At 39.1% G+C, this 26437-nt stretch carries 19 protein-coding genes and 1 pseudogene; 1 reads left to right on the top strand and 19 read right to left on the bottom strand.

Annotated features, from left to right (window positions below; genetic code table 11):
* Position 1: 1 nt before the first annotated feature.
* From ACLI1A_RS18600 to hutH, 7 genes are read right to left on the bottom strand one after another with little or no spacing between them, the layout of a single operon-like run.
* Positions 2-1678 (bottom strand): phytoene desaturase family protein, encoded by a 1677-nt coding sequence (locus ACLI1A_RS18600; RefSeq protein ID WP_411410198.1) that lies wholly within the window; start codon positions 1676-1678, stop codon positions 2-4.
* A gap of 47 nt (positions 1679-1725) precedes the next feature.
* Positions 1726-2607, bottom strand: a complete 882-nt coding sequence (locus ACLI1A_RS18595; protein ID WP_411410197.1) for a lipid A biosynthesis acyltransferase — start codon at positions 2605-2607, stop codon at positions 1726-1728.
* Positions 2607-2858: an acyl carrier protein gene (locus ACLI1A_RS18590; RefSeq protein WP_411410196.1), complete on the bottom strand. Its 252-nt coding sequence runs from the start codon at positions 2856-2858 to the stop codon at positions 2607-2609. The genes ACLI1A_RS18595 and ACLI1A_RS18590 overlap by 1 nt, the downstream gene beginning before the upstream one ends.
* A gap of 9 nt (positions 2859-2867) precedes the next feature.
* Positions 2868-4085, bottom strand: a complete 1218-nt coding sequence (locus ACLI1A_RS18585; RefSeq protein ID WP_411410195.1) for a beta-ketoacyl-[acyl-carrier-protein] synthase family protein — start codon at positions 4083-4085, stop codon at positions 2868-2870.
* 33 nt (positions 4086-4118) lie between these two features.
* On the bottom strand, positions 4119-4850 hold the full coding sequence (gene fabG, locus ACLI1A_RS18580; protein WP_411410194.1) for a 3-oxoacyl-ACP reductase FabG: 732 nt from the start codon (positions 4848-4850) through the stop codon (positions 4119-4121).
* A 10-nt stretch (positions 4851-4860) separates the two neighbouring features.
* Entirely contained in the window at positions 4861-5970 is a 1110-nt protein-coding gene (locus ACLI1A_RS18575) for a WG repeat-containing protein (protein WP_411410193.1), read from the bottom strand.
* A gap of 21 nt (positions 5971-5991) precedes the next feature.
* Positions 5992-7509 (bottom strand): HAL/PAL/TAL family ammonia-lyase, encoded by a 1518-nt coding sequence (gene hutH / locus ACLI1A_RS18570; RefSeq protein WP_411410192.1) that lies wholly within the window; start codon positions 7507-7509, stop codon positions 5992-5994.
* A gap of 123 nt (positions 7510-7632) precedes the next feature.
* Between hutH and ACLI1A_RS18565 the strand changes: the two genes are divergently transcribed.
* A complete protein-coding gene (locus ACLI1A_RS18565) occupies positions 7633-8880 on the top strand; it encodes an NAD(P)/FAD-dependent oxidoreductase (RefSeq protein WP_411410191.1) in 1248 nt (415 codons plus the stop codon).
* A 33-nt stretch (positions 8881-8913) separates the two neighbouring features.
* Here the strand turns inward: ACLI1A_RS18565 and ACLI1A_RS18560 are convergent, their stop codons facing one another.
* The 12 genes and pseudogenes from ACLI1A_RS18560 to ACLI1A_RS18505 form a co-directional block, all read right to left on the bottom strand.
* Complete coding sequence (locus ACLI1A_RS18560) at positions 8914-10566, bottom strand: hypothetical protein (RefSeq protein ID WP_411410190.1); 1653 nt, start codon at positions 10564-10566, stop codon at positions 8914-8916.
* A 161-nt stretch (positions 10567-10727) separates the two neighbouring features.
* Positions 10728-12395, bottom strand: a complete 1668-nt coding sequence (locus ACLI1A_RS18555) for a hypothetical protein (protein WP_411410189.1) — start codon at positions 12393-12395, stop codon at positions 10728-10730.
* 342 nt (positions 12396-12737) lie between these two features.
* Complete coding sequence (locus ACLI1A_RS18550) at positions 12738-14255, bottom strand: SusD/RagB family nutrient-binding outer membrane lipoprotein (RefSeq protein WP_411410188.1); 1518 nt, start codon at positions 14253-14255, stop codon at positions 12738-12740.
* A 27-nt stretch (positions 14256-14282) separates the two neighbouring features.
* Complete coding sequence (locus ACLI1A_RS18545) at positions 14283-17687, bottom strand: SusC/RagA family TonB-linked outer membrane protein (protein ID WP_411410187.1); 3405 nt, start codon at positions 17685-17687, stop codon at positions 14283-14285.
* A gap of 124 nt (positions 17688-17811) precedes the next feature.
* Positions 17812-18753, bottom strand: coding sequence for a FecR family protein (locus ACLI1A_RS18540; RefSeq protein ID WP_411410186.1), 942 nt, complete (start codon positions 18751-18753; stop codon positions 17812-17814).
* A gap of 122 nt (positions 18754-18875) precedes the next feature.
* A complete protein-coding gene (locus ACLI1A_RS18535; RefSeq protein WP_411410185.1) occupies positions 18876-19427 on the bottom strand; it encodes an RNA polymerase sigma factor in 552 nt (183 codons plus the stop codon).
* A gap of 191 nt (positions 19428-19618) precedes the next feature.
* Positions 19619-19714 (bottom strand): IS3 family transposase, encoded by a 96-nt coding sequence (locus tag ACLI1A_RS18530; RefSeq protein WP_411410234.1) that lies wholly within the window; start codon positions 19712-19714, stop codon positions 19619-19621.
* A 213-nt stretch (positions 19715-19927) separates the two neighbouring features.
* On the bottom strand, positions 19928-20236 hold the full coding sequence (locus ACLI1A_RS18525) for a DDE-type integrase/transposase/recombinase (RefSeq protein WP_411410233.1): 309 nt from the start codon (positions 20234-20236) through the stop codon (positions 19928-19930).
* Between the two features lie 21 nt (positions 20237-20257).
* Positions 20258-20353, bottom strand: a pseudogene (locus tag ACLI1A_RS18520) (IS3 family transposase); the annotation flags it as partial.
* A 121-nt stretch (positions 20354-20474) separates the two neighbouring features.
* Positions 20475-20765, bottom strand: coding sequence for a transposase (locus ACLI1A_RS18515; protein ID WP_411410184.1), 291 nt, complete (start codon positions 20763-20765; stop codon positions 20475-20477).
* Between the two features lie 171 nt (positions 20766-20936).
* Positions 20937-21809 (bottom strand): immunity 49 family protein, encoded by an 873-nt coding sequence (locus ACLI1A_RS18510; protein WP_411410183.1) that lies wholly within the window; start codon positions 21807-21809, stop codon positions 20937-20939.
* Between the two features lie 54 nt (positions 21810-21863).
* Positions 21864-25994 carry a hypothetical protein gene (locus tag ACLI1A_RS18505; RefSeq protein ID WP_411410182.1) on the bottom strand — a complete coding sequence of 1377 codons (4131 nt, stop codon included), beginning with the start codon at positions 25992-25994 and terminating at the stop codon, positions 21864-21866.
* Positions 25995-26437 lie beyond the last annotated feature (443 nt).

Genomic DNA, 26437 nt, shown 5'->3' with positions numbered 1-26437 from the left:
CTTATAGTGCGCTCTTTAGCGCAACTTCTTTAAAATTCCTTACTTTGTCTTCCCTTTTTTTATGCACCCATTCCGGCCACGTAGCGGCATCTTCGGCATCAAATATCCTTATATTCTGGCTATCATCTGTTACCAAAAGGTCATCTCTCTTGCATTGTAATATTTTGGCGGCCGTTTCTACACCGGAATATGTAGCTCCCGCCACTCCATGAGACAAAGTACTGGCTCCGGTAAGATACAGGTTGTTTATTTCAGCATTGCTTTTATAGGCAAATGGCCCAACATATTTAAGGGTTTTCTCAGTACCATAAACATTACCATTAGTACTGTTTATATAAAACTGGTTGGTTTTAGGAGTACCCAACTCTACCTGAACAATATGTTGTTTTGCCCCAGGTATAAGGCGCTCTACAGTATTTAAAAATTTACCGATTACTTTCTCTTTAAAAGCGATATACTCCGGGGTTCGGTCATCACCCTCACTTGTAAACTGCTTAAGGCAATTGTAATCTATATAAGTAACTACTTCAAAACTATGGTACCTGCCATTAAAGCTAACCGGATCTTTGAGCGTAGTGCAACTCATAAACAGCGCAGGAAACTCTTCTCCTTCTGTTAAATCATGATTAACAATATCTGCAAACTGGGCATCAACATCAGCATCCCTGAAAACCCATGTGTTACCACTGTCTATACCGGCAGCTGTAACATCCATATCCAATGTTAAGAAAAGTATGAGTGACGTTACCGAATACTTTGTATTATCCAGCCTTTTTAGAAGTTTTTTACCTAAATATTCCCTACCTATAAGATTCAGATATGTAATACCAGGATCGGCATTAGAAATAATCTTTTTTGCAAATATTTTTTCGCCACTTTCAAGCACTACACCTGTGGCTGTATTATTTTCAACTATTATTTTATTAACGCGGGAACTGATTTTTATGGTACCGCCAAAACGCTTTACAGCATTTGTCATGGCTTTTACAATACCTCCGCCCCCACCCATAGGGTAAAAGCCTCCATCGGCATAATGCCCCATAACCGACGAATGCACTATAAAGCTGGCTCGTGCAGGTGGAAGTCCGTGGTCTCCACACTGCACGTTAAGCACGGCACGTGCCACAGGGTCTTTTACACGTTTATTAATAATCCTTTTAAGGCTGAAAAAAGCGTTGTGAACAAAATCCTTAGTTTTAAAAGGCGCAGTTATTATCTGCTTAAACCCCTTAATTTTAGGCATCATCAGCATCTGGGCATTAACCCTTTCTATAAGCGTAAGGTATTCTTTAATCTGTTTTGCATTGTCAGGAAAACGTTTACCAAGGCTTACTGCAAAATTGTTTAATCCGGCAGGTACGTCAAATTTCTCGTCTCCTATTAAACAGTGTTCAAAAGCATTTGGATTCATCCTGAAAAAGACAAGATCATTTGCCATACCCAGGCCTTTGTACAACTCATTTGTAGAATGGCCTTCGGTAAGCTGACCTATATAATGTACACCAGGGCTAAAGCGCTGCCCGTTTAATGTAAAGCTATGGCACCAGCCTCCAGGCACATAATGCTGTTCCAGCACCAGTACTTTTTGTCCGGCACGCGCCAGGCAAATAGCCGTAGCAAGACCTCCCGGGCCTGAACCTATAATAATAGCGTCTAAATCCGGTGGTGTACCTTGCATATTTTTTTGGGGTATATTACACAGAAAACTAATTCTGTAGTTTTTTTCTATTTTTTAAATGCCTGCCAAAAATCAAAATAATTAAACCACTGCAACGGGTATCTCTTCAACATAGACTCTAGGCTTTCTACATACGCCTTTAGCAACGCCTTTTCATCGCGGTGTTTTACTTCCGCTTCACGGGCATACAAATGATAATGCAGCTTAGCTTCCTTCATTACATACACAAACACTACCGGAACCTTAAGCCTTGAGGCAATAAGGAAAGGCCCCGCAGGGAAATTTGCCTCTTTACCCAAGAAAGGCTCAGAAAGGCATTTAACCCCTTCAAAGTAACGGTCGCCCGTAAGGCAGATAAGCTCATTATCCGCCAGGGCTTTGTTAATTTCGTAAATATGAGAAAGGTCCTCTTTTATAATTATAAACTTTATAGCAGACTTAGAAGAAATACTTTCCAGATATTCTTTAATAGCCCTGTGCTCCATATCTGAAGTTACAAGGTTAATTTGAAACCTACCTTCCAGCTCTCCCAAAAAGTATTCGGCTATTTCAAAGTTACCCATATGCGCACTTATTAAAACACCTCCCTTTTTATTGGCAAGCATCTCATTAAGTTTCTCTACACCGTCAAACTCATACGTAAACCTATCCCGCATACCTGCGGAGATGGCTGTTTTATCTATTAACGTTTGACCAAAGGTAAAGTAGCTCATAAAAACCATTCTTCTGGCTTTTGAGCGCGAATACCCCATGCGGTTATGCAGATAGTAAAAGGTAACCCGGTTGGTTTTCTTTAAAAACAAAAAATAGTACGATGCTACAAAATACAGCACAAAATAGGAAACCCTTATACCCAGGTACTTTATACAAAATACAAATATCCTGTATCCTAAAAGGGTACCCTTGGATTTACCATCCCATTCACTCATTATACTATGGCATTAACCTTACCATCTATAAGGTTATAAAAATCATTAAAGGTGGCAATGCCTACAAAATCTGCTTCGCCAAGTTTTACCTTAAAGTTAGACTCTACACTTACTACAAGGTCTACATAGTCTAGACTGTCTAACCCAAGGGTATCTTTTAAATTGGCATCCGGCGCAATAGCATCTGCATCAACCTCAAACTCATCAATTAAAAAATTGTTTATTTTTTCAATAATTACTGCTTTATCCATGTGTCAATTTTAAACTTTTTTTATTATTAAGGCCGAATTGGTTCCTCCGAATCCGAAAGAATTCGACAAAAATATATTAATTTCTTTATCTACAGTAGTTCCTGCCAAATTTAATTTAGCCGAATCTTCATCAGGGTTTTCAAAATTAATATTTGGCGCTACAAATGAGTTTTGCATCATAAGCACCGAATATATTACTTCGCTTGCACCGGCCATCCAGCATTCATGCCCTGTCATAGACTTGGTAGAACTTACTAATGGCTTGCTGCCAAAAATTTCGTAAATAGCCTTAGCCTCATTAGCATCTCCTACCGGGGTAGACGTTGCATGTGCATTTATATAATCTACATCTTCGGGTTTTATACCGGCCTGGTCTAATGCTTTTTGCATAGCGCTTGCAGGCCCCTCTACGTTTGGTGTAGATATATGTCCGCCGTTAGATGAGAAACCATACCCTATAACTTCTGCCAAAATAGGCGCACCACGTTTTACGGCCGACTCATAACTTTCCAGGATAAGCGTAGCCCCTCCTCCGCTTGGTACAAGTCCGTTTCGTTGAGCGTCAAATGGACGCGACGCCTTAGTAGGATCTCCATTATCAGGAGAAAAAACTCCAAGGCCGTCAAAACTACCCATAGCGTATTTATTAATTTCCTGGGCACCTCCGCAAACTATTGTATCCTGTAGGCCGCTTTTTATTAAATAATACCCCATACCCAGCGAATGCGATCCGCTGGCACAGGCTGCACTTATGGTAAGGTTTACCCCCCTTAGCCTGAATATGGTGCTAAGATTCATGGTTACTGTAGAGTTCATGGACTTAAATATAGCCCCCGAACCTATAAGCGCCGTATCTTTCTTTTCCCTGATAACGTCTGTAGCATCAATAATAGCCTTGCTTACGCTGTCATTGCCATACATAATACCCACCTCGTTATTATCAAGGAAATCATCATCTATACCTGCCTGCTTTAAAGCCTGTATGGTAGCCATGTAAGCATATTCGGTTTCTTCACCTATGCTTATACGCTGCCTACGGCTTAGCAGGTCTTTTAGTTCCGGTTTAGGAACCATACCCGTTAAACACGACCTGAAACCAAACTCTCTCCTGTCTTCATCAAATGTAATACCCGAGGTTCCGTTGTATAGCGATTGTTTTACTTCATCAAGCGATGTCCCTATACAGGAATAAATCCCCATACCAGTTATAACCACTCTTCTTTCCATCTTATGCGTATTGGTTTGTTTACTTTATTATTTTTAGGAGTAAATACCTCCGTTTATATTAATCACTTCGCCTGTAATGTAGCCCGCTTTTTTAGAAGCAAGGAAACCTACAAGCTCTGCCACCTCTTCGGCTTCACCAAAACGGTTAGCAGGCACCAGCTTTATAAGCTCTTTTTCATCGAGCGCTCCGGTCATATCTGTTTTAATAAAACCCGGTGCCACGGCGTTAACCGTAATATTACGTTTTGCTACTTCCTGAGCCAAAGCCTTGGTAGCAGCAACAACAGCACCTTTTGCAGCACTGTAATTGGTTTGTCCGGCAGTACCTTTTACTCCCGAAACCGAAACCATGTTTATAATCCTGCCATATTTGTTACGCAGTAATCTTTGTATAAAGAAACTGGTAACGTTATAAAAACCGTTAAGGCTGGTGTTTATAACCTGAGACCAGTCGTCCTGGCTCATCCACATAAACAGGCCGTCGCGCGTTATACCGGCATTGTTTACAATAACCTCTACAATAGCATCGGGATTGTTTTCCTGCCATTCCCCTAATACCGCTTTTACCTCATCGGCGTTGGCTACGTCAAACTTCAGTATTTCGCCGGTGGCGCCATTTTCTATAACCTGCTGCAGTGTTTGCTGCGCAGCTTCCTCGTTAGACTGATAATTTATTAATATATGGTAATTACCCTCGGAAGCCAGTTTTTGGCATATGGCACTGCCTATACCCCTGGAACCTCCTGTTACTAATGCACACTTCATTCTTTACTAATTAATTAAATAGTTCGGCGTTTTCAAACCATTGATCGCCAATTACTTTTCCGGTTTTATCTATAAAACCCCATTTCTTTTCATACTTTACCCTTGCCAGGCCTTTTATATAACCTTTTGGCGAATCGGTAAATATAGAAAAACCACCCGCAGTAATACCATATTTAGCAGGAATAACCATGCTTCCTTTGACATCTATAAAGCCCCAAAAATCATCAACCTTAACCGGGGCAAGGCCTTCTTCACTAAAAATTTCAGCATCTGCATAGGTAGGCTCTACTACATAAGCCCCAGAGGTATTAATGTAACCCCATTTCTTTTCTATAGCCACCGGAGCCAGACCGTTTGCAAAGGCACGGGCTTTATCAAACTTCGGTTCTATTACCCAGTTTCCTTTCAGGTCTATAAAACCTACTTTTTTCCCCTTGCGGGCATAGGTAACATCCTGTGAATAAAAATCCCATATTTTATCGGCTCCATCTACTACCTTAAACTTACCTGCAATAACAAGCCCGAACGATTCGCCGCTCTTTGCCCAGGTTACACCTTTAAAATAGTTCCCTATTTCCTGGTATTCTGCCTCAACAATTACTTTACCGGTTTTGTCTATAATACCCCATTTTTCGGCATTCTTAAAACGGGCGTAGTTACCTTCAAACGATTTTATAATATCGTATTTAGGCTCTACAACAACTTCGCCTTTGGTATTTATAAAACCTACTTTTTTGCCTTGCTTTATAAATGCAATTCCCGCCTCAAAGTCATACAACTTATCTGACTGGGGCATTTTTACAGTTTCTCCTTTTTTGTTAATATAAAACTGTTGCTTATCTTTATCTACTATACAAAAGCCACTATTAAAATCCTTTACACCATCAAACTGAGGTTTAATAACCCATTCTCCTTTAGCGTTTACAAAGCCCCATTTTTCGTTTTCGTTTACAGCAGCAAGACCGTCACTAAAGTCTTTTGCTTTGATGTATTGAGGTTGTATTGCAAAACCGCCTTTTTTGTCTATATAGCCAAATTTTCCGTTTTGCTTAACTAAGGCTAATTCCTGCGACAAACAAATGTTTACACACAACAGTAAGAATAAAGTAAGTTTTTTCATGACTGTAAAATTAAATATTGGTTAGTTCATAAGATATTCCTTTATAGACTGTACATAAGGATACATAACCTGGTCTTCTTTAAACACAGGCAGTATAGCCCTTATGTCGTCATATATCTTTCTTGTACCCGAAGATACTTCATTTTTATAATTTAATGCATCTATTGCCTGCACAATTGCCATACCCTGTATAGCCAGTACTTCAAAAGCATTTTCTATAACCTTAGCTGTAATAACGGCTGCATTAGTCCCCATACTCACAATATCCTGATTATCATTATTATTAGGAATACTATGCACATACATTGGATTAGACAGCGTTTGGTTTTCAGCTGTTGTAGAAACTGCCGTAAACTGTACACCCTGCAACCCGAAATTGAACCCAAGGGTACCCAGGTTAGTAAAAGGAGGCAGCAGCTCGTTAATTTTAGCGTTCATCAGGTAGTTAAGCTGACGCTCGGCAAGCATAGACAGTTTTGTTATAACCAGCTTTAGCTTGTCCATTTCCAGCGATATATAATCACCGTGGAAATTACCTCCGTGATATACATGCTGGTTCTTAACATCTACAATAGGGTTATCGTTAGCCGAGTTAATTTCATTTTCCAGCACTTTGGCTGTTTCGTTAATGGTATCCAGGACCGGACCCAAAATTTGCGGCACACAACGCAGCGAGTAATACTCCTGTACCTTTTCCTTAAACACGGTTTCGTTATTTTCGCCGGTATACAGATGGTCTTCCCTTTTACGCACAAGCTTGCTGTCTGCCAGTTGTGTCCTCATACGCTCAGCAACTTCCTTTTGGCCTGCATGCCTTTTGGTATCGTTAAGTTCGTATGAGAAAGAATCGTCATATGCCCTTACAATTTCATTAATTGCAGACGAAAACTTAAGAGAAATATCTAATAGATTTTTAGCATTCTCTACGTTTACTATACCTATGCCGGTCATTACACTGGTACCGTTCATAAGGGCAAGACCTTCCCTTATTTCTACATTTATAGGTGTTAAACCTTCCAGTTCAAAAACCTCTTTAGTAGCACGGCGTTCGCCTTTATAAAACACCTCACCCTCACCTATAAGTACTAATGCAAGGTGGGCAAGCTGCACAAGGTCGCCACTGGCTCCTACTCCGCCGTGTTCAAAAATAAGCGGACATATATCTTTATTAATTAATTGCTGCATAAGCAGTATAACCGATGGGTGTACACCCGAGTTACCTAACGATAATGTATTCAGTCGCGCAAGTATAGCCGACTTTACCATACGCGGTGCCAGCGGCTTACCGGTACCCGATGCATGGCTGCGTATAAGGTTATACTGTAGTTGAATCCTGTCTTCGTCTTTTATACGGTACTGAGCCATTGGCCCAAATCCGGTATTTACTCCATAGATAATCTTGTTAGATGAAAATTCCTTAAGAAAATCAAAACTCTGTGTTACTCTATCTAACACCTCATTACTTACCTCTACATCATTATTTCCAAAAACAACGGCGGTAAATTGCTCCAAGCTTAAAAATTGGTTTATTTTGGTCATTTATGCTTAATTATCTTTATTGTATTAACAATAAGTTTTTTTAATACGTAATTTGTATATAAATTTGTTGAATGCAAATGTAGAATATTTTTAAGAGAATTTTAAGACTTATAGCACTTATAAATGTTAAATGAGAATATAGATGTCCTGATTATCGGGGCAGGCCCATCTGGGTGTGTAGCTGCTTCTTACCTTCATAACAATGGTATTAAGGTTAAAGTTGTTGAAAGATCAAAATTCCCGAGGTTTGTTATAGGCGAAAGCCTTATACCCAGGGTTATGGATCATTTTGACGAAGCCGGACTGCTGGACGCCCTTAATGCTATGGATTTTGAGAAAAAATTTGGGGCCAGGTTTATAAGAGGCAATGAGTTGTGCATCTTTGATTTCAGTGAAAAATTTGGTGAAGGATGGGACTGGACATGGCAGGTGCCAAGGGCAGATTTTGACAATACGTTGGCACAGGAAGTAATACGAAAAGGTATAGACCTTGAATTTGAAACCGAAGTTCTTGATGTTGTTTTTAACGGCTCTGATTCGGTAACTACCGTAAGAGGTAAAGATGGAGAAACCCGTACAATAAGCGCGCGTTTTATAATCGACTCAAGTGGTTACGGGCGTGTGCTGCCACGTATATTAAAGCTGGATGCACCATCATCTATCCCGGAAAATTCGTCAATGTTTGCCCACGTAAAAGACACAAAACGTCCGGAGGGTGTAGAGGGTACACAAATTACATTTGACATATTAGAAACTAAAGTATGGCTATGGGTTATTCCATTCAGCAATGGCAATACAAGTATTGGTGTTGTAGGGCCTACATCGTATATTAAATCATTAGGCGACAATACTACAGAAGCCTTAAAGAAAGTAATTCAGGAATCTGATTTTTACCGCGACCGTTTTGAGGGTATTGACTTTTTGTTTGAACCTCATAAAATAGAAAACTATTCATGCTCTGTAACCAGGCTTTGCGGCCCGGGCTATACCCTTACCGGTAATAGTTCTGAGTTCCTTGATCCTGTTTTCTCATCGGGAGTGTGTTTTGCAACAGAATCAGGTATACTGTCGGCAAAGTTATTCTTAAAGGAGTTAAAAGGAGAAAAGGTAGACTGGGACACTGAGTACACTGCCTATATGAGGCGTGGTGTAGACGTGTTTGCTACCTACGTAAAAGAATGGTATACAGGCAACCTGCAAACCCTGTTTTTCCATAAACCGGAAAACCAGGATGTAAAAGAAAAAATATGCTCTGTACTGGCGGGCTACGTATGGAACGAAGAAAACCCATTTGTAAAAAAACATGACCGTGTTATAAAATCAATGGCTTACATGATACAAACAGGACAAAATACAGAAAGCGCCCAATAGGGCGCTTTCTTATTTATAGCGTACAGCTTTTAGTTATTTCTTCATTACTACCTTAAGCATTACACTTTGCTTTTCTTTGTTAGCTACCTCAACAATAAAAGCATCTTCACCGGCTTTAACTATCTTACCAACTCCAAAATTATGAAAGCTTATATTTGTTAAATCCCTAACGTTTAAGATAGAACTCTTAACACTTTCACCTGTGGCATCGTTTATTTTATAAGACGTTAAATATCCGCCAGCACCATCAGTATGTATAGCCGGATATTCATCTGGAGGAAGATTTAAATTTTTTACATTGTCTAAATACACAATGTAGTGATTGTCGTTTGCATAGAAATGTTTGTAAGACATTCCCCCTATTCCACTTGACCCTACTTGATGCTTAGGCAATCGCTTCATCCAGGCGAGCTTCCCTGAAGCATCAACCTTGCTAATAAGCATATCTGCATAATGGTCTATAATTCTTACTGATTTACCAGTATTGACAGTAACTTCATAGTATTGTTCCCCTACAAACACAACACTCCCATCTTTTTCAATTACAAGCTTATCTAAATCAAGATTTGCAAACTCCGCCTCATCATCTTCCTCATCTTTCTTATTTTTCTTTTTTGCTTTTTTGCTGGCAAATTCATTTAAAATCTCAAATGGTATTTCATGAGATGAACTATCATAAATAACACCATCCGGCTTAACCTTAAACAACATAATACCATCTACACTGCCTGTTGATTTTCCTTTATTGTAAAAACCAGCACAAATTAGGTGATCTTCGTGGCTGTAAAGCGTCAGTTTCTTCAAAAATTTATCCTGAAAATCTACTTTTGTAATATCTATATTAGAGGATCCTGCATTTACCCTGAATATTTCTAAATGATAATTAGGTTTTTCATCTTTTTTATGCTTTTTATCATCATTGCTATCATCATGAAATACCTTTGCTAACAGATAAGCATTCGCGTCTTTGTCTATGGTAAAATCTAGTAAATCCATCCTTCTTTCAGTATAAGGCATGGTTAACTCCTTCCTCCAAAGCTCAATCATATCCATCCCGTACGCGTTAATACCATAAGTATCATAACTTTTTTTATCCGATCTTTTTAGAGGTTTTTTTCTGTAATTAATCAACATTTTTGTTTTATCAGGATTCAAATGAATATTAAACTTTCCAAAAAATGTCTCTTGTCCCATATCCGTAGATTGGGTAACTTTTCCATCAATTTTAAACAATAGTTTATTTTCTCCTACAAACTCACCCTTATTAAAATCTATTTCCCTGTAATACAACTGTTCCTGTTCGTCATCTCCATTCCAAGAAGAATAAAAAAAGTAATATTTACCGGCAAATTCAATAACACCTTCTATCTGAAAATTCTTTTCAAACAAGTCATTGATTTTATATTGTTTATCCTTAATAAAAGATGCTTTATCGCCTGAAACATTTATCTTTTCGATAAGAATATCATCCTTATTCAGCTTGAAAACCATAACCTCTCCATTCTTATAGAAGTAATCTTTACGATTATAAAGAATCTTATAAGCAGAAAAACTAAATGGATTATTCTCTTTTAAACCCTTAAAAGGCTTACTAATCGTGTAAGAATAATCTTTAGACAATTCCTTCTGAGCATACCCCAGACCGGTTGCAACAAGAGCAAGCAATAACAGTAGTTGTTTCTTCATAAATGTTGGTATATTTAATTGGGCGCAATTTTAAGTAAATTTTTCAACTTTAATGTGAAAAATCTTTAAGAAAGCATTATGAATTAAATTAATGTTATAACTGATTATTGAGTATAAAAAAAGCGCCCTGTTAGGCGCTTTCTTACAATTAAAATTAACTTTTACTTGATGGAAACCTTAATCATCACATCTTCTTTTTGTTTCTTATAAAACTCAACCGCAAATGTATTGTCATCCACTTTAACAATCCTGTTAGTGGCAAACTGGTATACAGTCATTTCATCAAGATCCCTAACATTAAATATTGAACTGTTTACCATTGTGCCGGTAGCATCATCAATTTTATATGACGTAAAATATCCGCCTTTACCATCACTGTGCATTGCTGGTGTTTTATCTAATGGAAGTTCAAAGTTTTTCACATTATCTAGGAACAGTAAGTAATGAGAGCCTTTGTTATAGATATATTTATAAGACATTCCCCCTTTGCCCTGATACCCTTGTTGTAATTTAGGTATTTTTTTTTTCCACGACATGCTACCTCCAGCGTCAATTTTTGTAACAACAAGATCATTATAATGATAAATATACGTCACATTACCGCCCATAGTCATCCCTGCGGTACCAAAGCCCATACCACCATTACTCTGACGAACTTCTAAATAAGTTTGCTCACCAATAAACAACAGGCTACCGTCCTGATCAAATACCAATTCTTTTAATTTAAGGTTTGGATATTCTGCTTCTCCTTTTTCTTCTTTCTTATTATTTCTCTTCTTTGTTCTATTAGAAGTATAATCATTTAAAACCTCAATAGGTATTTCATAAGTTTTAAGGCCGTATAATTCTCCTTCCTTTTTAGCCTTCATAACAATCATACCATCGGTATTTTTTAATTTTTTCCCAATGTTATAATACCCCGCTATAACCATTTCATTACTTGCCGGATGTTCAAAAAGCCACAAGCCGTTTATAAATTTATCTTTAACATCTATCTTAGAAATATCAAGATTTTTAGCTCCGTTTTTAAGCCTGAAAAGTTCCACATGATAATTTGGTTCTTCATCTTTTTTCCTCTTTTTGTCATCATTACTATCATCATGAAAAACTTTAGAAAGTATATAGTTTGTACCTTCAGAGTCTATAGCATAATCATAAACATCCATCCTGCGCTCTGTATAAGGCATCTTAATCTCGTTAAGAGATGTTTGGTTCATATTTTCGTCATAGGCTACCATACCTATAATATCCCAGCTCTTAGTATCATTTTTCACTGTTGGCTTTTTGCGATACTGTATTAGCATCCTCTTTTTATTAGAAGACATCAGGAAATCAAATTTGTCTCTTACTCCATAACTAAAAGATACCCCTCCTGCCATAGCTATAGCCTGCGGAGAACCTGTAATATGGCCGTCAACTTTAAACATCAACTTCCCTGCCCCCAGAAACTCTCCTTTTGCAAAATCAATTTCCCTTACAAAAAGCTGTTCTTTATCAACATTGCCCCCATCCCAAGATGAGTAAAAGAAATAGTACCTGTTATTAAATTCCAATACATCTTCTACCTGCACATTACCAGGAAGGTCTTCGTATTTTTTTTCTGCAACAAAAGAAATCTTCTCACCAGAAGTATTAAACTTTTGTATAACTGCTTCTTTACCCCTTACTTTTATAGCAAGAACCTGGTTATCTCGGCTGAAATAAAATTTTTCTCCATCATAAACCTTATAGGGAGCACTAACTGTATAGGAATAATCTTTTGAAAGTCCTTTTTGCCCATAACTTATCGATGCTATAGTAATAGCAAGCATTAAAAATAGATTTTTCATTGAGTACTGATTGATTTGTTAAAGTTTTTATCAAATGTACATTATTATTCAAAAAGTATAATGCCTTAGTAATAAAAAGAATATTAATAACCTGTACGGTTACTTCCGGAAGGGACAAACAATAAAAATAAAAGGCTGACTATAAAAATAGACAGCCTTATTATTTGGGGATTTAATAAAACAGCAGACGTTAGTATACTATACGCTTACCTATTTTTTATCAATTGCTAATTTTATAACCAACACCTTTCTTCGTGAAAATACAAAAAAAGAGAGGTTGTAAATTACAACCCCTCTAAACTACATTAATTAAACAACGAAATGAAACACAATGTATTTATTTTAATTAGAGAGTAACCACATTAGCTTGTTAATCTCATCATAGCCACCATACTGGCTATTTAGTGCCTCCATAAGATTATCACTATTATAGGTAAGCTCAGATGAAGGATACAAATACCTTACCGGTACACTACCCGGACTATTTACGTTAAGGCTTGTTGCCGGGTCTATTTCCAGTACAGGGTAGCCGGTTCTCCTGTATTCAAAATAAGAAGTGTCGGCATCCATTAAAAAGTTAAGCAAATATCGCTGCAACCATATCTGCTTTAACTGGTCGTCCTGGTTTGCTGCAAAAGCCGCCTGGCCCGTAAAATATCCGTCTATATCAGCCTGGGTTATGGCATTACCGTGTGCATAAGTAGCATTGGTATTCATCAAATTAGTAAGCGCTGCTTTTACACCACTTTCATAATACTGCTGTGCAGTTCCAGTGCTTATCCATCCTCGAATACGTGCTTCGGCCAAAATAAGCTGTTGTTCAGCATAGGTTAACATTCTGCGCGGCTCGCTTGCCTGGTCTAACTGATATCTTAGATTTATTTTAGAATAGGTTCCTGTAGCAAAGGTAGCGTTAAGCCCTGCGTAGTCTATGGCAGTGTTTACCCCTACGTAAGCATCCGGGTTTGTAGCTGCCACACCGGCTATGGTTTGTGCCTCGGCAGGTTCGCCAAAATAGAACAAACGTTTGTCGTTTAGCATCTTCAGGTTATTTACTATAGTAGTACTTAATACGGTTCTTCCGGTAAACATATCGTTAGTACTATACAGCGGATGCTTGCTTACGCTATTATATTCTAAACCTAAGTATTGCCCAGCATTTTCTAATAGCATATTAGTATTTACCACAGCTGCAAACCTCTGTTGTATCTGTAAATCGGCATCGCCTGTTTTACTGCTCAGCGTCATAAGTACTTTTAACTCAAAAGCGTTAACGGCACGTTGCCATTTTACAGGGTCGCCCGCAAATGGTGTGGGGTCGCCTGCAAAGGTAGCCCCAGATGCAAAGCTGGCACTTGCTGCTTCAAGCTCGTTTAGAATCCCTATAAAAACTTCTTTCTGACCATCGTATTTTGGTTTAAAGTTACCTATACTCCCCTGATTTGCCTCACTGTAAGGTATATCTCCCATTTTCATGGTAAGCAGGTAAAATGTATAAGCTCTTATAAAATGTGCTACACCCTTATACGAATCTTCGGAAGGAGAACCCTGTGCTGCTTCCAGCATTTTATCAATATCGGGCAGTATGGTCATGCTTCCAAAACTTGCATTAGATATAAAGTTGTACTGTGTACCCAGCTGCCCTTCATTAGCATACGCTACATATTTTGGTAATGCGTTATCAGATATATACGCTTTTGCATCGGCTCCCTGATACTTGTTTACGCTAAGTATAATGTTTGTACATAGCAGCGAGGCACTTACCTGGGTAGGTGTATTGGGGTTTGTATTTATATCCTCAAAGTTGCTGCAGCCTGTAAACATCAACATACCGGCTATTGCCCCTACAATTTTTTTCATATTCATCATCTTAAATTATGTTGATTATTAAAATTCAAGTTTTAAGTTACCACCTATAAAGCATTGAGACGGGTCGCTAAAGTTGTCTACTCCGCTGTCAGGGTCAGAATATTTAAAGTCCTTAGCCCACATAAACAGGTTTTGACCTATGGCTGATACCGAAGCGCTTTTGGCACCTATAAATTTGCAAGCAGCCTGTGGCACATTATAGCTTATAGAAACTTCCCTCAGTTTAATAAATGTAGTGCTATAGGTATCGTATGGCGATGGTGCTCCACCCCATGCGGTACCCTTATGTACACGCTGCACATAACTCTGGTAGGTAACCGGAACGTCGTTTGGTGCATACTGGCGCGTATCTGAAGTTATATTTCCATACGCATCATACGTAGCACTACCCGATATTACCTTAACACCATTGCCTACATAGTTTGCAGTACCGGTTGTAACATCAAGATAACGGGTTTCGTTAACTGAGTCAGGGTGATTACCCGACTGCCACATATACATCTCCGTAGTACTTTGTGCCAGTCCGCCCACGCGGCCGTCCATTGAAATGTTCATGGTGAAGTTTTTGTAACGCAATGACGATGACAGCCCCCATATCCAGTCCGGATCTGCATAACCATAAACCGACTGATAAGCTGAGTATACAGGTAATCCGTTTTCATATATCATATTACCGTTAGCATCTTTCTGGAAATCGTTCAGTACAAAGGCGTCTACCCTGTTACCTACTTTTACCCAAGGATTATCTGCAGAGAACTGGTCGTCCAGCTTAGTGTAATAACGGGCGTACTTAGACCAGTTAGCCATAATATCCCATTGCCAGTCCGGAGTTTTTACAGGCGTACCTGTAGCGGTAATTTCTATACCGCGGCGGGTAATTTCCTCATCGGTATTAATGTAGTTGGAGCTGAAGCCCGATGCGCTGCTTACCCCTGTAGCTGTAAGGAAATTGTACATTCTCTTAGAGTAGTATGTAAAATCAAGTGAAAAACGGCTCTTAAACAGGCTTGCAGCAGTACCTACTTCCCACGTATCAGATGCCTGTGGGTTTACAGTACTGTTCCTTATAGTATCTGGGTATGTGGCCGATGTATTACTGCCCCATGCGTTGTTGTTAATGGTATATACCGAATTAATGTCGTACACTCCGGCAGGAGTTTTAGACGATGTCCATGAACCGCGCAGTTTCCAGAATGAAAGCCAATCGTATTTTGGCAACACCTCAGATGGAAGGAAACTTGCCGCTACCGACGGATACAGGTAAGACCTGGTAGACTCCGGCAATGTAGAACTCCAGTCGTTACGAAGTGTACCTTCCAGGAATAGCATACTTTTCCACGAAGCACCTATACGCCCGTACAAACTGTTTACCTGCCTTTTAGAAACCGATGAGTTTACCAGCGGCGCATTAACCGACGCTTTTATAGAATAGAAGCCCGGTATAGAAAGGCCTCCCTGGGTTTGTGATTCTATACCTTTGTCTTGAATGTAATAGATTGTTTCACCAAATAGCCCATCGATATCAAAATCGCCAAACTTCTTGTTTCCTGTTAACAGGAAATCCTGGTTAACGCTGTAGCCGGTTCCTAAACCTTCACTGTATGAACCTTTAAGAGATTCACCCCAAACCTGGCTGCCGTTTAGTATTACAGTGGCGGCACCTGCTGAAACTAGTGAACCTTTTGATACACGAATAACCTGCTGGTTATTGTACGTATCAAAACCGGTGCGGAAGGTAGCGTTTAACCATGGAGTAAGCTCGTACGTACCTGACATGAATCCGTTGAATACCTGGCGATCCAGACTGTGTATACGCTCATTACGATCAAAGTACGGGTTGTTGTTTGTACCGGTATAACTATTGTTTTGCGATTCGTTTTTAACCAACCAGTAGTCTTTATACTGGCGGATATCATAATCCGGTGCAGACCATACCAGTATGTTGTACATAGGGTCATAAGCCGTATAACCGCTAAAACCTATATTTGGCGAAGTTTGTTTGTTAAGCGATATGGATGAAGTAAACTTAAACTTATCCAGGTTAATATCGCCTGCAAGTGTGTACGTATATTTATCAAACTGAGAGTTTGGGTATTGCCCCCTGTTGTTTACCCACGTAGCAGACGAACGGATGTTACCGTGCTCGCCGTGTTGGGCAATGCTAAGGTTGTTGTTTAATATGTACCCTTGTTGCAGGAAGTTTTTAAAATTGTCTTTACCGCGTGCCAGGTATGGCATAGACTGGTACGATTTTGTAACCGGATCCCACTGTATAACCTCTTGCCCTTCCATGGGTACACCCCAGGCACCAGTACCTGTATAAGTATTAGTGGCAGCGTTTATCTGTCGGCCAAAGGTGGTTTGCTGTTCCGGTATGGCCAGGTAACCTGCCGTAAGCATCGTACTGCTGTTAAGGCTTACGCTTAGCCCGTCCTTGTCTGTAGCTCCTTTTTTAGTGGTAACTACTATGGCTCCGCTAGCTCCTCTGTAGCCATATAGTGCCGAAGCCGTAGCACCTTTAAGTACGCTTACAGTTTCTATATCATCGGCAGGTATATCGCGCAGTGTCATGTTACCATACGGTACGCCGTCTATAACCAGTAGCGGGTTTTCGCCACGAAGCTCTACTGTAGGAGCCTCGCTAAACTCAGTACTGTTTTTTACCAGCATACCCGATACTTTACCGGTTAATGATGTGGCTACATCTATACCTTTTACCGTTTGTACGGTACTACCCTTTACTTTTTGTACTGCGTATCCTAACGCTTTTTCTTCACGTTTTATACCCAGCGCCGTAATTACCATTTCAGTAAGTTCCGAAGCTTCTTCGGTAAGTACAATGTTTACAACAGTTTCTGTGCTAACTATTTGTTCTGTAGCTTTAAACCCAATGTAAGAAAACACCAGTGTTTGTCCGGTTTCGGCAGTAATAGTATAGTTACCGTCCATATCGGTTTGGGTAGCATTAGCAGTACCCTGAACAAGTACATTAACACCTGGTAGCGGTTCGTTTTTGCTATCGGTTACTTTACCCGAAACCTTTACCTTCTGCTGGTTCTTTGGTTGCTGTATTTTTTTTACCTTAAAGGTAATTACATCATCATTTACCTGATAGGCGATGTTAAATTTTGCAGCTGCTTCGTTTAATAAGTCCTTTAGCGTTTTGTTACCTGCCGTTATAGGAGTCTGTGCAGTTTGCCTTGTTACATCGTCTGTGTAAATAAGCGAGTAACTGGTTTGGTTTTCAATAGTTTTAAACAGCATTTTAAGATCGGATACACTGCCCGGAAGCTTTATACTTACATCTTCAATGCGCTGTGAAGGATTATTTATTGTTGCAAAAGCAGGCTGAAGGCTGCACAATGCTAAAAAAAATAAGAGCAGGATTTTTCTTGCGGTACTTTTTTTTGTTTCAAGATACATAATTGTAATATCTTTGTTTATTAGTTAATTGTAACGATTAATCTAAGACCCGATAATTGGTGGCCGCCATGTTCGGGTTTTTCTTTTTTAGGGAATTAAGTAGTCTTCATCTTTACATAGGCAATTAGTTTTTACAGGGTTTCAAGGTAATTTTTATGGTATCGTTTTTAGTTTTTGTATAGTCCATTTCATTTATAAAGCGAATACTGCTGAGTACCTTTTCTACGTCGTTACCCGAAAAAGTTCCGCTTATGGTACTGCATTCGTACAAAGGTGAGTTTAGCTGTAATACCACATTGTAGCGTCGGTGAAGGGTTTGTAAAACCTGTTTCATATCGGCATGGTCAAAAAATATACGCCCTTCTTTCCAGGCCAAGTAATTTTCTGCATTAACATTATCCGATTTTAAAAGAAGATGGTTTTCCTCGCTGTAAACCACGCGCTGTCCTCTGGTAATAATTTCCGATACTGATGAATGTTTATCTGTAACCTTTACTTTTCCGGAAACCACTGTTACGGCTGGGGTATCACCTTTGTAGTTAGATACTATAAATTTAGTGCCCAGTACCTGCGTTTTAAACTGGTCTGAGGTAATAATAAACGGATGTTTCTCCTTGTGCTCCACCTCAAAATAAGCCTCTCCTGTTAAGGTAACCTCCCGTGATTTTTCTCCAAAAGCTACAGGGTACGAAATACTGCTCCCCGAATTAAGGTAAACCACAGAGGCATCGGGCAGTATTACCTTTTGCTTTTCGCCCAGTGTAGCTGCCACGGTTTTCATGGCCTCATTACCCGTAACTAAAAAATAAGTGTAAAAAATTCCGGCAAGTAAAAATATAGCCGCTACAGATGCTGCAATAGCACGATAAGGCTTCCTAGTTTTATAAACTATACGTGCCTCAATTTTTTCAAGCAGTAGCTTACCTTTTTCTTCGGTAAGGACAGCATTATCTAATTCGGAAGTGTCCTGCAGGCTGTCTAAAAAAAGGTCGACAGCTTTCTGCTCTTTTACAGTAGCTCTGCCTTTACTGTAACGATTAAAAATATTTTTGTATGTATTACTCATGCGTACTTATTATAAAAATGAGGTCTTTTTATATATAAGTACCCTAAACATGAACTACACCTACGCAAAAAACAAAAGCTTACAATTTATTAAAACACTTAACATTTAACTAACCTTACTACTTAGTTTGTACATGCAATGAGTACTGCAAATGTTAAGTAGCCTATATTTTCTTTTCGGAGTAGCTTAAGGGCTTTATTAATCTGGTTTTCAACAGTACTTGCAGAAATATCCTTTAAAGAGGCAATGTCGTTTATACTCATGTGGTCGTAGAAGCGAAGTTTAAAAATTTCAAGGCATTTTCCCGGAAGTATATTTTGGGCTTTTTCAAACACTTCAGCTACAAGTTGTTCTTTGGGTAATTCGGCAGGTTCTTCTTCCTCAACAAGTAGCAATGATTGTTCTAAAAGCTCGAGTTCTACCGTGGTAAGCTTTTTATTCTTTAGCTTTTTGGCACACTGATTTCGTACCGCCTGGTATAAGTACGCTTTAAAGCTACTTATATCAGTATCTTCCATACGCACCCAGAAATCGGTAAATATTTCCTGAAGTATATCTTCAGCCGACTCCCTGTCGCGAATCATATTATAAGCATATATATATAACGCCCTCCAGTTTTCGGTGTAAATACTATTAAAAACCGACTTTTTATTTAAAAAAGTATTTTGGGTCATATAGGCTGTATCTGTTAGTACAGGGCAAAACTAAAAAGCAGTTGTTATTTTTTTCCGAAAAGGAATGTAATGTTTAGATTAAATTTCACTCACCTCAATAGACTATTTAATTTCAGTGTTTTAATTTTCAACAAAAGTGGAATTGCAATAGTCTACTAGAGGATTTTTAATGTCCTTTTTTTAAAAACTGTTTAGGCTGCTTTTTTGTTATTTATTGAAATATTTTCAAACTCTACAGGAGTCAAAAAACCAAGTGTTGAGTGACGTCTTTTTCTGTTATACCAAATTTCTATGTACTCAAAAACAGCTAATTCAGCAGATTTTTGGTTTTGAATACCTTGTGTACACCATTTATGTTTTCATGGTCTTAAAGAAGCTCTCAGCCACGGCATTATCCCAACAATTTCCTTTTCGACTCATGCTTTGTGTAATGGGTAATTTTTCTAATTCCGACCTGAACTCACTACACGCATATTGTACTCCTCTGTCCGAGTGAAAAATCAATTGACTGTTAACAGGCCGTTGTTCTTAGCCATTAAAAAAGCCTTTACCGTAGTGCTCTTAGCATTCATTGTCTCGCTTAACGACCAGCCAATTACTTTTCGGTCAGCTAAGTCGATTACAGTAGTAAGGTACACCCAACCTTCTAATGTTCGTATATAGGTCAGGTCCGACACCCATTTCTCCGCAGGGTTTGCTGCATAAAAATTCCGGTTAAGGATATTTTCTGCTATAGGGTATCGATGCTCTGAATCGGTGGTTTGTATCCACTTTTTACGTATAATACTTTTTAGGTTTAACTCACGCATTAGCCTTGCTACTCTTGGTCTTGAGATAAACACGCCGTGTTTCCTAAGTTCAGCGGTGATGCGTGGACTTCCGTAACGTCCTTTACTATCCCCATAGATTTTAGTAATCTGATGCACAAGAATATCTTTTCAATAACACGTTTACATTTTGGGTGTTTGAGCCAGTAATAGAATCCGCTGTTGCTAACCTTAAAAACGTTACACATCTTTTCGACCGGAAATATCCTTCGATGTTCTTTTATAAATCTGAATATCTCCCGTCTCCACTGGAAAAGATGCCGACCGCCTTTTTTAAAATATCGCGCTCCATCTGTACGTCTTTCAACTCTTTTTGGAGCTTTTTTATTAGCTTCTGCTCTTCGGTTAATCCAACTGTATTTTGTTTAGATCCCGACTCCCGCTGTTTCCACTTACTTAACAGGCTCTGGTTAATACCGAGCTCTTCAGCAACTTCTTTTATAGAACCTCTGCTATTGGCCAGTTCAACGGCCATCTTCCTGAATGAATCATCATGTACACGTTTATTCATACTATCAAAGTTAATTGTTTACATATTAATAGGACAAATAAATTACTCCAGTCAAATGTAGCAACTCCACCATGCCTTTCAAACCAAATCCGCTTGAAGTAAATGTAAAAAAAAAATCCCGCATAGCTTGTTAATGCTATGCGGGATTAATATCCATATATTTTAGAAGGACTATTTGTTAATACTGCCATCAACCATAAATTGTGGCATATAGTCTGACTCTATTTCCTGTTTCCAACCTTTATCATAAGCCATTGCTGCAAGGGCTGTACAGCCCCAGGATAAAAACCCCTCATTTTCCCGGCATAGTGGAGTACCACCCCTGTTTAGAGCCTTCTTTTGGCTCCATACTGCTTTGTGCGCTTCAAGTGCCGCAATCAGGTTAGCATTAAATGCCGCTTCATCGTTTTCAGCTAAACTTTTAAGTGCATCCAGGTATTTACTCATCATAAATATCCAAAACTTTTGCTTCACATCGGGACCAATTAAATTTTTATTTTTAATTAAATCTTTTTGGGTGGCTTCGAACAGGGAAATATTAATGTTTCCAGTTAGATAAAATTCTTTTATTAATTTTAAAAAACATATGCCAAAAGTTTCTTTCTCAAAATCTTCTTCTTTAATTCCCCAAAAAAACTTAGGACTTTCAGCTATAATTCTTTGCTTTACCTTATCTCTTGCTATACTTGATAAACAGAGTGCTTTGAACAAATTTACATGTTCATTAACCTCCTCGACTTTAATTATAAAATCATCTTCATCATCAATTTTAACCTCTCTTTCTTCTCCTACAAAATGAGCCAAACGACAAAATTCACTTATACAATTAAGCCCATAATTAAACCATTTCTTTTGTAAAGACAATTGAGGCTTTTCTAAAACTGACGTTTCTAGTAATTCTGCCGATTCTTTAAATGTATAGAAAAGATACCTAAACTTTTTTCTATAACCAGTAATATTTTCTTGATAATAATTTTCTAATGAATTATAAAAAAGAGTCACTGCCTCAGGTTTATCAACTTTGTGCCGTAATACGTTTTTCATTACTAATTATTTATTGTATTAATTAAAAGCTATTTTTAAACATTAACTGAACAACTATAAATCAAACTCTCTAATTATAAACTCTCCTAAGTCTCCTGCTTTGGTAATTTTTTGCTGAACCATCATATACTTAACCTCACCTGCTTTTTGGGCACGGGACAATTTATCAGCGATTAACACTTTTTCTGGATTGCCGGATTTTCTCATATCCTGAATAGTCTTTTCTAAATATTCCTTTGAGCCTTGCTGTGCAAAGTGTGCATCACCTGTTAATAGATTCATAGATTCAACTCTTTTCCCACCTAATGTGCTGCTTCCGCCTTTGGCTTCAAACACATAGAATGTATTGCCTTTTTGATAAACTCTGTCCAGGCTGTAAGCTCCACCATTTAATCCCTTCAGTTTGGTAAGGCCGTGGGCGTTTGCATGGGCATCTGCCGCGGCTTCCCCAATCTCTTCCGAGTGATTACGTAATTTTTGAGGGTTACCATTATCGGCTTTTCTGTCTAGGGCCTTCTTCTCAAGATTTTCTATATCCTTTTTTTGGAATGGCTTACGCTTTGATACTTCATCCAGGCCTTCGGTTTTATATTTAGAAGGGATTGTTACTTCCTGCGTAGAACCTGAACCTTTAAGCCCTTCTACACGCCTTTGTGCATAAACATCGCTTCTTAACGTTTCTAATGCCTCTTTTTGCTTTTCTGGAGATAAATCCCTAAACCTCTCCTCAAAAGCGTCAGATACTACAACCCCTCCATCAACTCTTTGTCCTATTTGCTCTCCTCGACCAAGCAGTTTCCTCTCAGCTTCAGTAAGTTCTCTAAAATCGGCACCTCCCTCAGCCTCTTCATCCATGAGGAGCACCTTACTGTTAAATTCTCCCCAAAGCTGCATGTGCCTGCCATGCCTTTCAAACCAAATCCGCTTGAAGCCAAATTTAGCCAAAATCTTGTTACGAAGGTCATCAAATTTTCGGGCGCCTTTTGCCGCTATTTTTTCAAGGTAAAGTACAAACTTACTGTTCTTTATGGCTACCATACCTTTGCGTATTACGTTTGTGGTAGCGCGCTGCCCTTTGCGTACTACAGCAAGCATATTGCGCACAGCACGTCCCACTTTAGTGGCTTTAAACGATTTAAGCATTTTCTTAAATACTTTACCCATACCGGCAAGTATCTTATCCAGTAAAAACTCTACTACAATAATGGCAAAAGCTGTAGCCAGCGCTTTGGCAGCACCCTTAGTATCTCCCGCCCAGGCTTTTTTAACATATTCCCACAACGATCCCATGGCGCGGTATACTGCCACAGCACCAAATATAAGCATAAGTGCTTCGCCTATTGCCTCTACTACCAGCCCTAACGCTGTACCACCACTAAAAAACAATATTGCAGCAATAGCCACCAGTGCAAGCGCAAGCCCTCCTATAATCCATGCTTTATATTTGTTCCACATGGCATGTATGCCTGTTATCATCTGCTCGCCCATAAACAGAAGCCTGCGTGCAGGGTTAAGCCTGCCTGTTTTAGTTACCAGTGCTTCAGGCGAATTATCCATATCAGGTTGTGGTGGTGCCTGTTGTGGTGTTGGTTGCGTTGTACCTGCATCTTTAGATGATTCCAGCATTTTGTCGTTGTATTCATCCAGCTTTTGCTCATCGCTCATGTGCTGCCAGTCAGGATCTGGTTTAGCACCGGCATTACCGGCTGGCTGTGCCTGTGCCATTTCCTCTGTACCGGCTTCAGTAACGCCATAGGCAGCCTGTTGAAACTGCTCAGTAGTTACGCTACGGCTACCCGCACCACCTATCTCAAACTGTTCGCCATCTTTTAGCGGAGGGATCGAATTTAACAGGCTACGATCTGTTTCCACAGCCGGATAAGGTTCAAGAACAACATCGTTATTGTCTAATTTAGGTTTGGTAAGCAGGTCGCCATTCATAGCCATTTCATCGGCAGCCGGCTTTTGGGCAATACCGCCTCCTTCAGCCATTGCGGCAGCCCATTGTGCTTCCTGGCCAATAGGCACTTCTACATCCTTTAAGGGTTCTGCAGGGTTACCTCCAAGCGATTCTTCAGCAAGTGCGCCAAAGAACTCGGCTCCGGATTGAAAGGCTGCGATATTCAGGTTAAAAATAAATTGCTCTATTTTTATAAGCCCAATTACAAGGAACTTACACACATCAAGTATAGCGTTGTAATAGGCTTGTGCCGCATCAAGTATAGCAGTAAGCACTTTGCCCAGTACATTGAGCAGTGCATTAATGGTCTTTTTAAGGCCTTCAGCCAGTACATCAATGGCTTTCAGTGCCTTGTTAACTGCAGCATCTATAAATTTGTTAAACTTGTCGCGCAGCTTAGGAAACATAGCCAGAGCTACATTAGCTATAGATTTCAGTGCCTCGCCAAAGGCACTAATAAACCTCTTCACTTTTTCCTTTAGCTTATCTATAAGGGCATTAGCAAAAGCCTTGGCAGTATCTATGGCACGTTTTACAAAAGCTTTTAATCCGTCAAACAGCTTATTAAGGGCTTTTTTAAGGGCATCAAATATATCTGAAACAAAATCAATTGCTTTATCCCACAGGCTTTTATCTTTAGACTTTTTAGCTGCTTCAGCACGTTGGTCTGCCTCGGCCTTTTTAGCTTTAGCTGTTTCATCTGCTGCAGCTTTATTGGCCCTGTTATAACTTTCGTTAATTTGAGTATTAGCAGCATTAACCTCATTGTCTACATCGGCACCCAAAGATTGCTTTTTGCTTTTAGCCTCTTTATTATAGTTTGCCTTAACTTGTTCGGATTCTTTTTTCCAGTCTTTTTTATGGCGCGCAACCTCACTTTGGGCTGCCGCCTGCTGCTGAATTTGCTCTGCCTTTACCGCAGCAGTTTGTTGGTTTATTTGCCTGTCATTATCATTCTTTGCGTCTGCCTGTTGCTTAGCAAAACCTTCCTGTGCCTGTTTTTGCTCTTCCAGTTTAGGCGCTATCTTTTCATCTACATAAATTTTATTGGTTTCGTTTATAGATTCCTTATAGCCGGGTAAAGCCTCTAATTGCGGTGTTATAGAACTAAGGTTCTTGCTGTTATAAATACCATCGGTTTTTATTGGAGTAGCATTTATAGTCGGTTTTATTGTATTTACCGCTTTATTTTGCTGTATAGCACTATCGGTTTGTCCGCCCGCATTTGAAACAGAAGCCTCATTAGCAAGACTTGCCTTTTCCATGATATTTTTACCAGAGTTTTTTAAACTGCCTGCATCTGGTGCAGGTTGTGGCTTAAAGCCTTTTATACTGCCTTTATCCGAAGCCTGGTCAATAACCGGATTTGTGCTCATAAAGCTTCGGGACACTTCTAATCCGCTCATCTTAGTCGCATCTATACCGCCTGCCGTTTTTGGAGCAGGAGCAGGAGCACTTGCCGCCACTTTAGTTTTTAATGGCTTTATAATAGATTTACTGAACGACATTCTTTTCTCATTGTCTTGCGGCAATATAAACAGGGGTGTTGTTGTATCGACAGTCTTATCTAATGGCGCTGCCGCCAAAGGAGCTGCTGCTGTAATTCCCATATCAGGCAGTTGGATAATATCGTCTACAGAAGTGTCAACAATTTCTTCTGTAGTTATAGCATTATTATCTATAGTTGGACCAACTGCATCTATACCCCCCACAGCATTTAACACCTGTACAGGACTATCATTTACCGCATTGATACCTGCATCCGATAACATTTCACCATTAGTTTCCTTCTGTCCATTATGAAAAGAGGTTTTATTTTCTGCAACCGGTTTTTCAACCTTTATATTAGTAACAGCAGTAAGCTGTTTCCTATCATTATATTCTCTTAACTCAGCAATGCTCAGTGTGCGTTTATAGTTTTTTTCTTTTTGTAAAGTTTCAGGATGCGAAGAGTCACCGGTTTCTTTAAGGCTTGCGGCAAGTTCATTATATTTCAATTGAGACCCCATACCATAAAGGGAATTAGCCTCGTGAACAGGCTGAATACCCAAGCTTCCTGAAGAAGCGATGTTGCCTTCTGTTACGGCCTGATGGTTTTGGAAATCCGACTCTTTCGTTTTAGAATTAATATTCTCTATTTCCCTTAGAGTAAAGGGCATTAAAGACTTTTGCTTCTGTTCTCTCTTCTGGGGTGTTTTTTTACTACTTTCAATCTCTGCACTCATACTCCTTTGATTATTTTATCTAAAAACAGATTGGTTGATACACTTCGATTATTGATAAAACACTAATAAGAATTGTTTATGAGTAAACCGTTTACATCAATAATTATGGCACAAACATACAATCATGTTTTTCAGGAAAAGCACTTTTAGGTTGTTCAAAAACCGTCTTTGCAGTAAAAGGTTAATGCAGCTTCTAAGATCCTTGACAAGTAATTATTAGATTTAACAATAAATGAAGATGGGTATGGTGCAATAAAAAAGCGACATTGTCTTCCAATGTCGCTTTTTGTCTTTTTGTGGTCCTTACGGGACAATTTTCGAACCATTTCAAGGTAGATTTGAATAAATTAACTTCGATATAGTTTGCTACCTATCCCCAAAACTAAACCACTATGGACTGAAAGTCCATAGGTTTTAAGAAGCAGACTAAAAGTCTGCACTCG

Source organism: Flavobacterium sp. RHBU_3, from assembly GCF_046613565.1.
GTDB lineage: Bacteria > Bacteroidota > Bacteroidia > Flavobacteriales > Flavobacteriaceae > Flavobacterium.
This window is presented reverse-complemented; position numbering and strand designations above follow the sequence as displayed.

What these genes read in the sequence shown, in the direction of transcription:
- ACLI1A_RS18600 (WP_411410198.1), bottom strand. Translation starts at nt 1,678, where the DNA reads ATGCAAGGTACACCACCGGATTTAGACGCTATTATTATAGGTTCAGGC.
- ACLI1A_RS18595 (WP_411410197.1), bottom strand. Translation starts at nt 2,607, where the DNA reads ATGAGTGAATGGGATGGTAAATCCAAGGGTACCCTTTTAGGATACAGG.
- ACLI1A_RS18590 (WP_411410196.1), bottom strand. Translation starts at nt 2,858, where the DNA reads ATGGATAAAGCAGTAATTATTGAAAAAATAAACAATTTTTTAATTGAT.
- ACLI1A_RS18585 (WP_411410195.1), bottom strand. Translation starts at nt 4,085, where the DNA reads ATGGAAAGAAGAGTGGTTATAACTGGTATGGGGATTTATTCCTGTATA.
- fabG (WP_411410194.1), bottom strand. Translation starts at nt 4,850, where the DNA reads ATGAAGTGTGCATTAGTAACAGGAGGTTCCAGGGGTATAGGCAGTGCC.
- ACLI1A_RS18575 (WP_411410193.1), bottom strand. Translation starts at nt 5,970, where the DNA reads ATGAAAAAACTTACTTTATTCTTACTGTTGTGTGTAAACATTTGTTTG.
- hutH (WP_411410192.1), bottom strand. Translation starts at nt 7,509, where the DNA reads ATGACCAAAATAAACCAATTTTTAAGCTTGGAGCAATTTACCGCCGTT.
- ACLI1A_RS18565 (WP_411410191.1), top strand. Translation starts at nt 7,633, where the DNA reads ATGTTAAATGAGAATATAGATGTCCTGATTATCGGGGCAGGCCCATCT.
- ACLI1A_RS18560 (WP_411410190.1), bottom strand. Translation starts at nt 10,566, where the DNA reads ATGAAGAAACAACTACTGTTATTGCTTGCTCTTGTTGCAACCGGTCTG.
- ACLI1A_RS18555 (WP_411410189.1), bottom strand. Translation starts at nt 12,395, where the DNA reads ATGAAAAATCTATTTTTAATGCTTGCTATTACTATAGCATCGATAAGT.
- ACLI1A_RS18550 (WP_411410188.1), bottom strand. Translation starts at nt 14,255, where the DNA reads ATGAAAAAAATTGTAGGGGCAATAGCCGGTATGTTGATGTTTACAGGC.
- ACLI1A_RS18545 (WP_411410187.1), bottom strand. Translation starts at nt 17,687, where the DNA reads ATGTATCTTGAAACAAAAAAAAGTACCGCAAGAAAAATCCTGCTCTTA.
- ACLI1A_RS18540 (WP_411410186.1), bottom strand. Translation starts at nt 18,753, where the DNA reads ATGAGTAATACATACAAAAATATTTTTAATCGTTACAGTAAAGGCAGA.
- ACLI1A_RS18535 (WP_411410185.1), bottom strand. Translation starts at nt 19,427, where the DNA reads ATGACCCAAAATACTTTTTTAAATAAAAAGTCGGTTTTTAATAGTATT.
- ACLI1A_RS18525 (WP_411410233.1), bottom strand. Translation starts at nt 20,236, where the DNA reads ATGCGTGAGTTAAACCTAAAAAGTATTATACGTAAAAAGTGGATACAA.
- ACLI1A_RS18515 (WP_411410184.1), bottom strand. Translation starts at nt 20,765, where the DNA reads ATGAATAAACGTGTACATGATGATTCATTCAGGAAGATGGCCGTTGAA.
- ACLI1A_RS18510 (WP_411410183.1), bottom strand. Translation starts at nt 21,809, where the DNA reads ATGAAAAACGTATTACGGCACAAAGTTGATAAACCTGAGGCAGTGACT.
- ACLI1A_RS18505 (WP_411410182.1), bottom strand. Translation starts at nt 25,994, where the DNA reads ATGAGTGCAGAGATTGAAAGTAGTAAAAAAACACCCCAGAAGAGAGAA.